Genomic DNA, 14,634 nt, shown 5'->3' with positions numbered 1-14,634 from the left:
AGTTAACTAGGGAGGCCTAGGATGGGAGCGATCGTCGATCCAAGCTGACGCTGGGGGGTGTCGAGATGGAAGTCAAGCGAAATAAGCCGCGCGTTCTTCATATTCTCCGCTCCGTCATGCTCGCTGGTGCCGGCGCCGTTGTTTGGATGGCCCTCTCCTCCGCGGCAGCCAACGCCGATTCCGGAAGCACCAACAACCACACCCTTCTGGGCGGCGCGGGTTCCTCAGTGTCAAACGTCGTGCACAACGCTGCCAGGGACCTATCCGGGACCCTCGGCAATGCCGATCCGGCAGGTGTCGCGTCCGTACCTGCCCCGGCTGTCCATCTGCCCTCGGTTCGGGTGCCGGCGGTCCATCTGCCCGCGGTCCATCTGCCGGCGGACCTTCCGCAGCTGGCTGGGAACGTCGACCAACTGGTGGCCAGCGCTCCCGTGGTCAGCGCAGTCCTTCCTGAGGGAACCGTTGGTGCCGTGACACCACCCGTTGTATCGCCGGCCGCCAGCGCGGTTGACGGGGTTGGGTCAAGCGTTGGCTCCTTGGTTGGCCGCGCACTGGGAGTGGTCGGATCCACCGTGGAGACGCTTCCGGGTGGCAGCCTTCCAGTCATCATCCCCGACATAGCCATAACGGTCCCTGCCATCCAGTTCCCCGATGACGTCGGAATTGCCGAAGCTCTTTCCAAGGGACCCACTGTTCTTGCTACCGCCGGCGGGGTCCTCACAACGCCGGCTCAGGATGTCGCGGCCCAGTTGCTCAACCTGGCTGGCGCCAGTGGCCCGCCGGGCCTGACTGGGACACCTTCGAAGGCGACAGTCTGGGCTAGCCGTACCGGGGATCCTTCCGCGCCTCCGTCCGACGGGACGTTCCCGCCCGGCACCCCGGGCGGCAGCGACACCGTGGGCGGCTCTGCAGTCCTTTCCAGCAATCCTTCGGGGGCTGCTGCTGCCTGGCTCCAAGGCACGAACCTGTTTTACCCCTTGGCCGGGACCCTCGTGTCCACGGCTGCTGCCGGCAGAGTTCCGGCTCCGGTGTCGTTTGACCCGGGTTCTTCCCCTGACTAGTTCCGAGCCCTGCCGCCTCCCCGAAAGACCATTTCGGGCCGCGGCAAACGGCCGATCCGGGCGCTCCCGCAGTTTGCTGCGGACCGATGCGCCTTTGGGAACTACTCGTTCAGGAGAAAAACAAAATGCACAGCATGATTCGCAAGGGGCTGCTTGGCACCCTCTTTGCCGGTGGGTTGATAGCCCTCGGCGCAACTGCCGCGAACGCGGCAGACGCCACTACAAGTGCACAAGGCAATACCTCGGGCACTCAAGTCGTTGCACCGGTGTCCATTCCGGTGAACCTCGGGTCGACGTCGCTCTCAATACTTGGAAATTCGGGCGCCACGACCACCACCCCTGCACTCGCCCCGGCTCCGGCCCCGGCGACCAATTCCGGCGGAGCAGCCGTCCCGTCCGGAACCCAGGTGGTGGCTCCGATATCGGTCCCTGTTAATATCGGAGCCACCTCACTGGCAGTTCTGAGCAATTCGGCCCCTGGAATAGCCTCCGGCACCCAGGCGACGGCTCCCGTCAGCGCGCCGGTCACCGTCGGCGACACCGCCGTCAACGTGCTTAGTACGACGCCGGCAGGCACCAGCGGAGGCACAGGCGGAGGCACAGGCGTCACGGCACCGGTAACCGGGCTAGCGACGGTCGGCGACACCTCCGTCAACGTCCTCAGCACCACGCCTACAGGCACCAGCGGCGGAGGCACCGGCGTCACGGCACCGGTAACGGCTCCTGTCACCGTCGGCGACACCGCCGTCAACGTGCTTAGTACGACGCCGGCCGGCACCACCGGTGGCGGCACACCGGCAGGCACTGGCGTAGCGGCACCGGTAACCGGACTAGCGACGGTCGGTGACACCTCCGTCAACGTCCTCAGCACCACGCCTACAGGCACCAGCGTCACGGCACCGGTAACGGCCCCTGTCACCGTCGGCGACACCTCCGTCAACGTCCTCAGCACCACGCCCGCAAGCGGCAGCGACGGCACCGGCGTCACGGCGCCTGTAACCGGACTGGCCACCGTCGGCGACACCTCTGTCAACGTCCTCAGCACCGCCCCCGCAAGCGGCACCACCGGAGGCACTGGCGTCACGGCACCGTTAACGGCTCCTGTCACCGTGGGCGACACTTCGGTCAGCGTCCTCAGCGCTACACCGGCAATCACCGCGCCGACCGGAACCACCGGAGGTACCGGCGTCACGGCACCTGTAACCGCTCCTGTCACCGTGGGCGACACCTCCGTCAACCTGCTCGGCAGCACACCGACAGTCACCGGTTCGCTCTTGGGTGGGGGGCTCACCGCACCCTTGAATGTCCCGCTGACGGCCGGCACCGTCTCGATTGGCTTGGGCCTGCCTTCCGGCGTCGTAAACCCGTCGGTAGTCACCCCGTCCGTGGTCAATCCGCCAACCGTCACTCCGGGGATTGTCACCCCGCCGGTGGCGAACGCACCGAGCGATGCTCAAGGCTTCGTTGGCCCTGCCGCCGTTCCGTCAACCGGAACTGCGGTGCAAACCGGCGCCGCTTCAGTTCCTGCAGCGGTTGCTGCCGGAACTGGAGCAGCCGTTCTCGCAAGCACTGGCTTCAATGGCCTGTGGTTGCTGTTCGCGGCTGCCCTGGTGCTCCTCGGACTCATCGTGATGGTGGGCAGCCGGAAGATCCGGGCAACCATTCCCGCATAATCACCGGCTCGGGCTCCTCCACCGCACTGGATGTAGCCCGGTTCCCGGCTCCTCCGCAGGGCAACAGCCCCGCGGAGGAGCTCATGCGTGGTATCGCGGAATTGCGACCCTATGGCTCGCTAAATCGCAGTGACTCGGATCTGGGCAGCCGCCGGGGCATAGACCGGTGGAAACAGCTCGGAGGCATCGCGACGCCGGTAGTCGCGTTCGCCGTAGGCTTCCACCATCTGCCCAAAAAATTGTTGACCCTCAGCGCGCAGTTCATCCAGGTCGATGCCGGGGAGTGAGCCGCCAACAACCACGGGGCGGCCCGCGACGTACGTGTCCGTGACGTTGCGTGCCGAGCCGTTGAGGATCAGCGTGCGCAGTGGATCTTCCACGACCCCGTCACGGAAGTCCCCCAGTGACGCGACCATGATGTCCGCTTGGGCGCCCGGACACAGGCGTCCCAGGTCGTCGCGCCCCAATGCCCTGGCACCACCCAGGGTGGCAGCGTCGAAAAACGCCGACACCCTGCCTGCGTCCCGGCGGCCCTCTGCAATGCGGGCCAGGTGGGTGCCGATGTCGATGCCCTTGATCAGATCCGGCGGGAACGAATCGGTTCCCAGGCACATGTTGACCCCTGCGGATGCGAAGGCGTCAAAGGACTTGAGCATGCCTGAGTAATGGAACGACGTCAGGGGGCAGTGGATGATGCTGACGTCATGCCGGGCGAGCACGTCCAACGGCCCGCCCTCTGCGCTGGAGGACGGGTCGGTGCCGTCAATGACAACCCCATGCGGAATGAGGAGCCGAGTGTCCAGCAGGCCTGAATCCGCAAGTTGTTCCAGGACGGTGCGCCCGCTGAGCTTGATGAGGAACCCGTCTTCATTGGTCCCCTGGAGGCAATGCAGGCGGACTAGTGCGTTGCGTTCGGTGGCCAGCTCGGCTGTCTGGCGCATCAGTTCGTCCGAGAGAGTCTCGATCCGGCACGGCAGCAGGACGCCGGTTAGCAACGGGTGTGCGAGTTCGTCGGTGTAGTCGAGGAACCGTTCGGCGTCGGCAAGTCCTCTGCGCCCCTCCTCCTCGTCGAAGAGGATCACGCGTTGACCATCGTCGTCGGTGACATTGATCCCTGAGCGGTACGCAGGGCCAAGGAACCCGCGCAGGCCGAGCTCGACGCTGGACTGCGCCATTCCTTTGAGTTCGTCGAAGGTTTCAGCCCATGAGCTGTGGATCTCCGAGGCGATCGGCATGTAGGTGGTCACGCCGTGCAAGGCCAGCTGCGCCAGTGCGAACTTACGCACGATCTGGCGCTGCGCCGCGGTGAAAACGTCGCGGCGGCGGTTGCGGAAGTAGTCCTCGGACCATTGCAATCCCGGAGCCGTCTCCTCCGTGGGCCAGGAGTCGAAGATCATGTGATCAATGTCCGTCAAGGCATCGAGATCGATGAGGCCAGGTGCGATCAGGCTCTGTCCAAAGTCCCGGCGTTCGTCCACTGGACCTGTGTAGTCGGTCCCGACGTAGATGATCTTGTCATCCCGCATCACGACGTGCCCGTCCGTGTGCATCACATGACTGGTCCCGTCATAGCCAAGGACGTACCGGGCAGAAAGCTGAGTGATCATAAAACCCTCCAAGTTTGGTATCCCAGGTCAAATAGCCGCAGATCAAGCTCGAAGTCGACTGAGCGCATGGAAGCTCTCAGTTTCGGGACTTTTTGCAGCTTTTGTGACATGTCTTGCATTGCGATGTGATCCACCTTACCATTTTTGGTATACCAAATGGTGTGGGACACATCCGTCCTTCGCTTAGCAGCACACGAAGGGTGCACAACAATGAAGAACCAATCCACAACCACTCCGGAGGTGGATACGCCCGTAGTCAACGTCGACGACGGCCCGGCCCGCCTCTTCACCCCGACCGCGCGGCAATGGGCATCGATGATCCTGTTGTCGACAGCCGTCTGCGCCGTCGCCATCCTGGCCGGAACGCACAAGATTCCCCTGGGCAACGCCGCAATCGTACTTATGCCGGTCTTGTGGGCCGTGCTGATCGGCGCCGTCATCGGCGTGCAGAAGGTACGCCCCATGTCCGGCCAAAGCCGCGCCGTGGCCTCGGTGCTGCTAAACGTCAGCATCGTGATGTTCCTGGGGGCCTTGGGCACCCAGGTGGGGCCCTCCTTCGCCAAACTGACCTCCCTCGGCCCAGCCATCCTGCTCCAGGAAGTAGGCCACATTTTCGGAACGGTCATCATCGCGCTGCCGGTCGGCGTCGCACTGGGCATGGGCCGCACGGCTATCGGTGCCACGTGGGCAATCGACCGTGAATCCTACTTGGCCTACGCATTACAGCGTTTCGGGGTGAAGTCCCCGGTCTACCGTGGCGTGTTCTCCGTGTGGCTGTTGGGCAGCGTCTTCGGAGCAGTGTTCATCTCCCTGCTGGCCGGACTCCTCGGCGGGATGGGGATCTTCGACCCGCTTGCACTCGCGCTGGGCCTGGGTCTCGGCTCGGGATCCATGATGCTCGGCGGCGTGGCAGCCCTGTCCATCCTCCATCCGGGGCAGGCACCCGAGATCATGGCGTTGGCGGCCCTGTCGAACCTGGTGACGAACCTTGTCGGCTTCTACGCAGGGGCCTTCCTTTCGTTGCCGATGTCCCTGCGGCTCTACAAGTTCTGGTCGCGACTCTTCCGCCGCGATGACGAGGGCAAGCGCCTTGATCGCAACGGGAACGCCGTCGCGGCGAAGCTGCGCCGGCCACAGGCCCGAAACAAGGTGGACGTTTCAGCCGTGCTCCAGGACCCGGAGGTGCGCATGAAGCCTTCCACGTGGATCATCGCCTTCGTTGCAAGCATCGCGGCGGGCGTGGTCCTCAACGCCTTGGGTACCAAGTCCTTCAGTGTCAACGATGTGGTCGGCGTGGTGATCCTGGGCCTCCTTACCGCCCTGGCGTTCGTGCTCGCCAAGTGTGTGCCGGCTGTGCCGTCGAGCGTATGGGTCCTTGCCCTCGCCACCTTGGCAACGGCTCCGATCCTTCCTTTCAGTGGCATGATCGTCTCCTTCACCCACAACCTTGACCCCCTCTACGTGGGCCTTGGATCGATCGCCCTGCTCGGCATGAACGTGGGACGCGACGTCAACGCGCTGAAGAGCCTGAACTGGCGCACGGTGATTGTGGCGACAATCACGTTCTCCGCGAGTTTCGTAGCGGCCGCAGCGCTTGCGCAATTCGTCATCCATGTCTGAGCGCTGACGCCGGACAACTGACGCCGGACAAGGGCGGTGGAATGGACTAGTCGTCCATTCCACCGCCCTCTCGCGTCTCTGCGCGCCCCCTCGTCGGCGCATTCAGGTGATATTCGACGCACCGCGATTCCTTCATGCCCCGAGGCGGCGCGACATACCGAGTCAGATGAACGACCGAAGGACACCAGACCATCTGTGGCTTGCTAAGATCTAAAGGCTCAACCGGTCCCCCGGAGAGCCTCCCCATCAAATGGCCCGGAAACGGACGCGTCCCCACGCGCCGGCACCGGCCCCTGCCCGACCCCAGGAGATCCCTGCTCTCATGACCGCATTGGCCGAACCAGACTATTTCGAGGTCCACGACGAGGATTACCGCAGCGAACTGGACTCGCGGTACGAAGAAGGTTTCGGGCGCGGCCCCGAGCTCGACGACGACTACGGCAGCGGTTACGACGAGCTCGACAAACTCTTCGATGGTTTGTTCGACGACGATGATGACTTCGACGCCCCGGCCAAGGCCGAAAAGAAGGCTCCGGCCAGGAAAGTCGCTCCGAAGGCCGCTGCGGTAAAGACGGCGACGCCGAAGAAGGCTTCCTCAAAATCGATGCCCGAGGCCAGCCCTGTCATTACCCGCAGAGTGGTACCTGTGGCGGCTCCCGCGATTGAGGCACCGCGTGCCGACCCCGCCGAAGGTGGCCTTGTCGAGGTTCCCATTGCGGGAGAGCCGTCCGTAGCTCCCGCTCCAGCCGTCGAACCGACCGTCGAACGGACCGCCGTCGAACCGGCCGTCGTCGAACCCGCCGCCGTCGAACCGACCGCCGTCGAACCTGCCGCCGTCGAAGAAGCCGAGGCTCCCGCGGTTCCGGACAGCCCCTTCTTCGCACCGCACATCGCCCCGGTCAACCAGCACGTAGAGTTCCTCCGCAAGCTCCGCCCGGGCTTCGAGGTCCCCTATGTGGACCCGATGCACTCGGTGGAGGATTGCCGGATTGTCACCCTGTTCTCCAACACCAGCGAGGCCTCCCCGCGGGGCGTTGTCTGGGCTGGCGACGACGCCGCCGCCACCCGGCTGCTGGGCCTGCAGTTCCAGCTCGGCCTGCGCCCGGAATGGATGATGCCGTGGAACACCCACCCGTGGTTCACTCCCGGCGAGGCGAACGGAAAGCTGACTCCTGAGCAGGTCAGCGCCGGCCTCAAGCCGCTCATCGCCTTCCTCAAACTCGTTCCGCGCGCTTCGGCGATCGTTGCCCACGGAACGGAAGCCAACCGCCTGGCGCAGATGCTCCTCAAGACTGACAACCAGCTGATCTGGCGCCGCGGCCTGAAGGTCTACAAGGCACGTTCGCTGCACGGGCGCGCGTTCGCCGGTTCCAAGGAACGCCAGACCGAATGGTTGATAGAAATGGGACGCTCCTACGCGGACGCAATGGCCCGCGCGGGTCTCCAGGCCGGTCGGCGGTAGGGCGCCTAGCGCCGTGACTTGCGGGCAGGCTTCCCGGAAAACAGTTTCCTGTCCAGCGAAAACGCCCCTGAACCGATGAAGGCAAACGCCAACGCCAACGCGATGTACAGGATGAGCAGCTCAGCGTTGATTCCGGGACTATCGCTCAGCAGCGGCTTGCCTGATTCGGTGACGAACCAGATCCCCGCGTACATGAGGGCTGCCAGGAAGCCGGCCACCCTGGTCAGGGCGCCGAGCACCAAAAGTGCGCCCAGCCCGGTTTCGCCCCAGATGACCAGCCAGGACATCAGCTCGGCTTTTTGAACACCCATCGCGGCGATGGTTGCCTCAAACGCAGGCTGCCCTGCGAGCAGTTTCTGGACTCCATGCAGCAGCAAAAGGCCACCGAACACTATCCTCAGAAACGCTGTGCCGCGCGAGGACGATGTCTGCGAAGGAAGGAGGAATTTCACCCGGTCCAATCTTCCATGCCGACGGCGCAGCTCAAAACGGCCGCTCCGAAGCAGCCCTCCGATGGATCGCGACGGCGGTCGCGCTTGCCGCCGTCTTAGTCCTCCACGAGCCGGCTATCCAGGGCACGGACAGTCAGGCCTGTTTCGGCTCGCCGAGCGGAAGAACGGCGAGCCGCGCGGCCAGGCCGGCGTCCCCCATGAGCTGCTTCACGACGTCGGGCCCTTCCGTGAAGTGCCGCCAACCTTCTGTGTGCACCGGGACCACAGTGGCAAGCGGGAAAAGTCGGGCCAGTTCCACAACGCCTTGCGAAGTGAGCGTCAACGGTGCGCCCCCGAAAAGCGGGGTTCGTGCGGCCCCTGCGAAAGCCACGGCAACGGCGGTGGCCGGAAACCGCAGGGAGATTTCGGCAACCAGTTCCAGCGATGCGTTGTCCCCGGAGACGTACATCGTCGGCCAGCCATCCGCCTCGAGCACGAACCCGGTGACTTCACCCGTGACAAGTTCGGCGCCACTAGGTCCGTGCAGCGCCGGCACGGCGGTGATCACCACGGGCGCGTCCCCCGCTACCGTCACCGGCTCCCAGGGCCGGAGTCCGCGGACCAGGGGCATCCGGCTCGCAGCTTCACCCGTACTCAGGACCATTTCGGCGTCCTTCAGTACCACCCTCCCGCTGTTGTCCAGATTGTCGGCATGCTGATCATGCGAAAGGAGGACGACGTCGATTCGGCCCAGGTCTTCTGCCGCCACAGCCGGACCGGTCAGTTTGTCCAGGGTCCGGCCCGCGCCTACCGGATACTGGCCTGGAGCATCGAAAGTGGGATCCGTGAGGAAGTTCAGTCCTGCATAGCGGATCAGGATGGTCGGTCCGCCAACATGCGTCAATACGGGCCGCTTGAAGTCTTGTGCAATGTTCATGAGGCAACTCTGCCCGTCCAGCTTGTGCTGAAAAAGTGGCCCGGAAGACAATTATCGCTAGGATCGGGCCATGATGGTTCACCGATCCCACAAGGTTGCAGTGCTTGCGATGCCAGGCATGAGCCCGTTCCACCTTGCAGTACCCCAGATGGTTTTCGAAGATCCCGACCCGTCCGGGGCTACCCCGCGCTACACGGTGCGGGTTTTCACGCCCCATCCGGGCCGCGTCCGGCTGGGCCACGGCCCCGACATGGTGGTTGAACCCGGGTTGGAAACCATGGCGTGGGCAGACACTGTGGTCCTCCCGAGCTGGGATCCGGTGGTCGAGGTTTCGAGTGAACTCGTGGATGCAATCCGGATGGCTCATGGGAGTGGTAGCCGGGTTGTCTCACTGTGCCTCGGCGCATTCCTGCTGGCTGCTACGGGGCTACTGGATGGCCGCGAAGCAGTGACCCATTGGGGATACTCCGGGAAATTGCAGCAGCGTTATCCCGCCCTGCGGGTAGTGGAGAATGCGCTGTGGGCCGACCACGACGACGTCGTGTCCTCTGCGGGCGTTGCGGCCGGACTCGACTGCTGCATCCATCTGCTTCGAAAAGACTACGGCTCGGACGCAGCCGATCGCGTGGCGCGCGGGCTGGTCATGGCACCTCACCGCAGCGCCACTCAGGCGCAATTCATTCCGGCAAGGCTCCCCCGCGGCGCGGGCCACGACGGAATCGAACGCGCCATGACGCTAGCCCGCGAAAACCTCGGCCAGCCAATCGGCCTCGACAAGCTGGCGGCAGCTGCTTCGATGAGCCGCAGGACCTTCACAAGGCACTTTCGCAGCCGGACGGGAACAACCGTCCTTGATTGGCTCACCCAGCAGCGGCTGGACCAAGCACGAACCATGTTGGAATCAAGCAATGCTGGAATCGAAGAAATTGCCGGCTCCTGCGGGTTCGGCTCTTCGGCCGCCTTCCGGCAACATTTCCGTTCTGCTTTCGGTAACACACCAAGCCGCTACCGAGAAGAGTTCGCCTCCTGACCTCGGGGATCACCCGGCGGACGGCAGAATGGAAACCGCAGTAGGCCTCGCTGGGAGGCCCGCGGAACAGGATAGGTGAATCCGGGATGGATGTTGACGTCGTCGTAGTCGGCGGAGGCGCTATGGGATCGGCTGCAGCGTGGCAGCTCGCACTCAGAGGGCGATCGGTGGTCCTCCTTGAGCAGTTTAAGGAAGGGCACCATGTGGGCGCCTCCCACGGAGCGACGCGCAACTTCAACACGGCATACGCGGAGGACGACTATCTCGCCCTGGTCAGCGAAGCGAGGAACTTGTGGGACGGGCTCGCGGAGGAGACCGAAACGCAATTGTTGGACCTTGTGGGTTTGGCAAACCACGGAAATATTGCCCGGCTCCGGGAAGTCCGCACCGCGCACGCGGAGCGGGGCATCTCAAGCCATTTCATCTCCGCAAAGGAAGCGTCAGAGCGCTGGCCAGGCATGGTGTTTCGAAGCGATGTGCTCTTCGTTCCGGAATCGGGCAGGGTCCGGGCGGCCGAGGCTCTCAGGGCGCTCCGCTCATCGGCCGAGGCGCACGGCGCTCGCTTCACTTATTCCACCCCGGTTCGCGACATCCGCATCCTCGGTGACGATCGCGCCGTCGTCGTGACTGATTCGCTGGAGATCGCCGCGCGCCGGGTAGTCATCACGGCGGGCGCCTGGACCAGCAAGCTTGTCGGGGCGCAGGTGCCACTCCCCCGTTTGGTGGTCACCCAGGAGCAACCTGCCCATTTCACGCCCGTCGATGATTCTCAGCCCTGGCCGAGCTTCAACCACGCGCCGGACCCCGGCGATCCCCGTGACGACTATTGGTACAGCCCTGTCTATGGCATGCTCACGCCGGGCGAGGGGGTCAAAGCGGGGTGGCATGGCGTAGGACCGGTCACCGATCCCGATGCCCGCACGTTCGAAGCCGAGCCGGTCCAACTGGAGGCCCTCCGCCGCTACGCCCGTGAATGGCTGCCTGGGGTCGACGCCGGATCGGCGGTGCCCATCAGCTGCACCTACACGAGCACGGCCAACGAAGACTTCGTGCTCGACCGTTTTGGACCGCTCGTTGTCGGGGCCGGGTTCTCCGGGCACGGATTCAAGTTCACGCCGACCATCGGCCGCGTACTCGCCGATCTTGTCGACGGAATCGACGCGCCGCACCGCTTCCGCCGCGCTTAAATGCAACTAGCTCGCAGTTGTTGTCGTTCTGAGCGCTCAAAACGACAACAACTGCGAGTTAGTTGGGTGGAGCGGGGCGCTTAGTTCAGCGTCGCGACAACCTCGTTGAGCTTTGCGGACGGACGCATCACGGCCTCTGCCTTCGCGGCGTCGGGGCGGTAGTAGCCGCCGATGTCGGCAGGCGAACCCTGGACTCCGAGCAGCTCGGCAATGATGGTTTCCTCATTGGACGTCAAGGCCCCGGCGACGGCGGAGAACGCCGCGGCGAGCTCGGCGTCGTCGGTCTGCTGGGCCAGTTCCTGTGCCCAGTACTTCGCGAGGTAGTAGTGGCTGCCTCGGTTGTCGAGTTCGCCCACCCGGCGCTTCGGGGACTTGTTGTCCAGCAGGAACGTGCCGGTGGCGCGGTCGAGCGTGTCAGCGAGGACCTGTGCCCGTGCGTTGCCGGTGGTGGTGGCGAGGTGCTCGAAGCTGACGGCGAGGGCGAGGAATTCGCCCAGGCTGTCCCAGCGGAGGTGGTTTTCCTGCAGGAGCTGCTGGACGTGCTTCGGAGCCGAGCCGCCGGCACCGGTCTCGAAGAGTCCACCGCCATTGATCAGCGGGACCACGGAGAGCATCTTGGCGCTGGTGCCAAGTTCGAGGATCGGGAACAGGTCGGTGAGGTAGTCACGCAACACGTTGCCGGTCACCGAGATGGTGTCTTCGCCCTTGCGGATCCGTTCCAGGGTGAACGCGGTGGCCTTCTCCGGGGACATGATTTCGATCTGCAGGCCCTCGGTGTCGTGGTCCTTCAGGTATTCCTTGACCTTGGCGATCAGCTGGGCGTCGTGGGCGCGGGTTTCGTCGAGCCAGAAGACAGCCGGCATCTTGGAAGCGCGCGCACGGGTCACGGCCAGCTTGACCCAGTCGCGGATCGGCACGTCCTTGGTCTGGCAGGCGCGCCAGATGTCGTCCGGGGAGACCTGGTGTTCGATCAGCACGGTGCCGGAGGAATCCACAACCTGCATGGTTCCCGCGTACTCAACCTCGAAGGTCTTGTTGTGGCTGCCGTATTCTTCAGCCGCTTGTGCCATCAGGCCGACGTTCGGAACCGTACCCATGGTGGTGGGATCGAAGGCGCCGTGGGCACGGCAGTCATCGATGACCACTTGGTAGACATCCGCGTAGCAGCTGTCCGGGATGACCGCGAGGGTATCGGATTCCTTGCCGTCCGGTCCCCACATGTGGCCGGAGCTGCGGATCATTGCCGGCATCGAAGCGTCAACAATGATGTCGCTCGGTACGTGCAGGTTGGTGATGCCCTTGTCGGAATCGACCATGGCCAGCGCCGGGCCGTCTTCCAGGCCCTTCTTGATGGCCGCCTTGATGCCTTCGCGGACGTCCTCCGGGAGTTCATCGAGGCCGTTGAGGATGGACGCGAGGCCGTTGTTGGCGCTCAGGCCGGCAGCAGCGATCTGCTTGCCGTAGGTGTCGAAAAGCTCGGAGAAGTACGCCTTGACGACGTGGCCGAAGATGATGGGGTCGGAGACCTTCATCATGGTGGCCTTCAGGTGCGCAGAGAACAGCACGCCTTCTTCCTTCGCGCGGACCACCTGGGCAGCCAGGAACTCGTCCAGGGCGGCGGCGCGCAGCACGGTGCCGTCCACTACTTCACCGGCGAGAACGGGGAAGGCCGGCTTGAGGACCTTGACGGTGCCGTCTCCGCGGACAATCTGGATCTTGATGGTGTCATCGGCGGGGATCACAACGGACTTCTCGTTGGAACGGAAGTCGTTCGCGGTCATGTGCGCAACATTGGTCTTGGAGTCAGCACTCCAGGCACCCATGGAGTGCGGATTCTGGCGGGCGTAGTTCTTCACCGACAGGGGCGCGCGGCGGTCCGAGTTGCCTTCACGCAGGACCGGGTTCACGGCCGAGCCCTTGATCTTGTCGTAACGCGAGCGGATGTCCGTCTCTTCGTCAGAGGAGGGGTTGTCCGGGTAGTCCGGAAGTGCGTAGCCCTGCCCCTGCAGTTCGGCAATGGCTGCCTTCAGCTGAGGAACGGATGCACTGATGTTGGGGAGCTTGATGATGTTCGCTTCGGGCTTCTTTGCCAGTTCGCCCAGTTCGGCCAGTGCGTCACTGATCCGCTGCTCTTCAGTCAGGTAGTCACCGAAGACTGCGATGATTCGGCCAGCCAGCGAAATGTCGCGGGTCTCGACCTCCACGCCGGCCGTCGAGGCGAAAGCTTCCACAATCGGCAGGAACGAGTACGTCGCCAGCATCGGCGCTTCGTCAGTGTGGGTATAGATAATCTTTGCCATTGGCGGGGCATCTCCCTGAAAGTCTGCAGATTTCAACATCTCTAACTTACCTGAGGGGGCCGGATTGGCGCGTACTGGGACGGCCCCAAGCGAGCTGTTCAACGTCATACCCCATCGAACCTTATGTACCTCGGCGGCAAATCGGAGTAGGTTCATTGGGTCAAACTGTGGCCGACGACACGTGGCCGCCAAACGATTGGCAGGACAATCATGACAAAGAAATCACTCCCCATCACTGGTCTCCTGAGCCTCCTTACCTCCGCCGTTTTGACCCTCTGTGCCGCTGGAGGGGCGGCAGCCGCAACGCCTTCCAGTGCGGTTTCGAGCTTCGCAGCGCCTGGGACGCAGCAGCTCGTCAGCATGGCGACAACAAACACCGACCCAACGGGGTACTGGACTCCCGAACGGATGCAAGCAGCAATCCCTGGCGATGTCCTAGCAAGCAAAGCCCTCACTCGAGGCGGCGTCGCCGGCGGCACGGTCGAAACCGGCCCGCCCGTGAAGATCGCCGGCGCCAAGGGCGGCAGCGGGAGCCTGCATCAAGACGAAGACCCCATTGACCACGTCGGCAAGGTCTTCTTCACCATGGGTGCTTTCGCCTACGTCTGCTCCGGCAACGTCGTCGTGTCGGATAACGACAGCACTGTGGCGACCGCGGGCCACTGCGTCAACGAGGGTCCCGGAGCGTTTGTCCAGAACTTCATATTCGTTCCGGCCTATCTGAACGGCACGGCCCCCTACGGCATCTGGCCTGCTAAAGCCCTCTACACCACACCCCAGTGGCGCACGGCGGGCGACATCCGCTATGACACCGGCTTCGCTGTCACAGCAACGGTGAAAGGCAAGCACTTGGCCGACGTCGTTGGCGCGTCCGGCGTAGAGTTCAACCAGGACCGGGGGCTCAGCTACCAAGCCTTTGGTTACCCTGCCGCCCCGCCGTTCGACGGACAATCGCTGAAGAGCTGTTCGGGTGACGCCACCAAGGATCCCATCAATCCACAGTTCAAGGCGCAGGGCATTCCCTGCGATATGACCGGTGGATCATCGGGCGGGCCCTGGATGGTCGACTCCGGCCGGGATTCCTACCAAAACTCCATTACGAGCTACGGCTACCCCGGCGGCCCCGCTGTGATCTACGGGCCTTATTGGGGCTCCGTCATCCGGGATGCCTACGATATGGCGTCCACTTCCTAGGTCTTTCGGCCACTCGGAAATAGGGCAGAATTCGCTTCTTGTCAAAACGAAAGTCAAATCTCACAAAACTCTTTACATACTTGTCACGGCTTGGGTAGTTTCGGTTCCGTCAATCGGCGGCCACCACAAACC

General features: G+C 63.8%; 11 protein-coding genes. 7 read left to right on the top strand and 4 right to left on the bottom strand.

All coding sequences use genetic code 11. The annotated features are described in order from the left end of the window. Positions 1-116 precede the first annotated feature (116 nt). Both ACFVTG_RS08240 and ACFVTG_RS08235 read left to right on the top strand, forming a co-directional pair. Positions 117-1,061 (top strand): hypothetical protein, encoded by a 945-nt coding sequence (locus tag ACFVTG_RS08240; protein WP_390279497.1) that lies wholly within the window; start codon positions 117-119, stop codon positions 1,059-1,061. Between the two features lie 125 nt (positions 1,062-1,186). Further along, complete coding sequence (locus ACFVTG_RS08235; protein ID WP_390279495.1) at positions 1,187-2,734, top strand: hypothetical protein; 1,548 nt, start codon at positions 1,187-1,189, stop codon at positions 2,732-2,734. Between the two features lie 119 nt (positions 2,735-2,853). Here the strand turns inward: ACFVTG_RS08235 and ACFVTG_RS08230 are convergent, their stop codons facing one another. Next, positions 2,854-4,341 carry a chlorohydrolase family protein gene (locus ACFVTG_RS08230; protein WP_390279493.1) on the bottom strand — a complete coding sequence of 496 codons (1,488 nt, stop codon included), beginning with the start codon at positions 4,339-4,341 and terminating at the stop codon, positions 2,854-2,856. 210 nt (positions 4,342-4,551) lie between these two features. On the opposite strand from ACFVTG_RS08230, the gene ACFVTG_RS08225 reads away from it, so the two are divergent. Further along, positions 4,552-5,961, top strand: a complete 1,410-nt coding sequence (locus ACFVTG_RS08225) for a DUF3100 domain-containing protein (protein WP_284751878.1) — start codon at positions 4,552-4,554, stop codon at positions 5,959-5,961. Positions 5,962-6,925: 964 nt separating this feature from the next. Further along, entirely contained in the window at positions 6,926-7,423 is a 498-nt protein-coding gene (locus ACFVTG_RS08220) for a uracil-DNA glycosylase (RefSeq protein ID WP_284751918.1), read from the top strand. A gap of 5 nt (positions 7,424-7,428) precedes the next feature. On the opposite strand, the gene ACFVTG_RS08215 is transcribed toward ACFVTG_RS08220, so the two are convergent. Both ACFVTG_RS08215 and ACFVTG_RS08210 read right to left on the bottom strand, forming a co-directional pair. After that, on the bottom strand, positions 7,429-7,875 hold the full coding sequence (locus ACFVTG_RS08215) for a DoxX family protein (RefSeq protein ID WP_284751877.1): 447 nt from the start codon (positions 7,873-7,875) through the stop codon (positions 7,429-7,431). A 133-nt stretch (positions 7,876-8,008) separates the two neighbouring features. Next, positions 8,009-8,791 (bottom strand): MBL fold metallo-hydrolase, encoded by a 783-nt coding sequence (locus tag ACFVTG_RS08210; protein ID WP_390279491.1) that lies wholly within the window; start codon positions 8,789-8,791, stop codon positions 8,009-8,011. A 70-nt stretch (positions 8,792-8,861) separates the two neighbouring features. Here ACFVTG_RS08210 and ACFVTG_RS08205 point away from each other — a divergent pair, with 70 nt between their 5' ends. Both ACFVTG_RS08205 and ACFVTG_RS08200 read left to right on the top strand, forming a co-directional pair. After that, on the top strand, positions 8,862-9,821 hold the full coding sequence (locus ACFVTG_RS08205) for a GlxA family transcriptional regulator (protein WP_390279489.1): 960 nt from the start codon (positions 8,862-8,864) through the stop codon (positions 9,819-9,821). Positions 9,822-9,907: 86 nt separating this feature from the next. Next, positions 9,908-11,008 carry an FAD-dependent oxidoreductase gene (locus ACFVTG_RS08200; RefSeq protein WP_390279487.1) on the top strand — a complete coding sequence of 367 codons (1,101 nt, stop codon included), beginning with the start codon at positions 9,908-9,910 and terminating at the stop codon, positions 11,006-11,008. Positions 11,009-11,088: 80 nt separating this feature from the next. Here the strand turns inward: ACFVTG_RS08200 and ACFVTG_RS08195 are convergent, their stop codons facing one another. Beyond that, positions 11,089-13,308, bottom strand: a complete 2,220-nt coding sequence (locus tag ACFVTG_RS08195; protein WP_390279485.1) for an NADP-dependent isocitrate dehydrogenase — start codon at positions 13,306-13,308, stop codon at positions 11,089-11,091. 210 nt (positions 13,309-13,518) lie between these two features. Here ACFVTG_RS08195 and ACFVTG_RS08190 point away from each other — a divergent pair, with 210 nt between their 5' ends. Then, positions 13,519-14,502 carry a trypsin-like serine peptidase gene (locus ACFVTG_RS08190; RefSeq protein WP_390279483.1) on the top strand — a complete coding sequence of 328 codons (984 nt, stop codon included), beginning with the start codon at positions 13,519-13,521 and terminating at the stop codon, positions 14,500-14,502. Positions 14,503-14,634 lie beyond the last annotated feature (132 nt).

This window comes from Arthrobacter sp. NPDC058127, from assembly GCF_042884555.1.
Taxonomy (GTDB): domain Bacteria; phylum Actinomycetota; class Actinomycetes; order Actinomycetales; family Micrococcaceae; genus Arthrobacter.
Note: the sequence above shows the minus strand (reverse complement) of the source record. Positions and strands in the feature narration are given on the sequence as shown.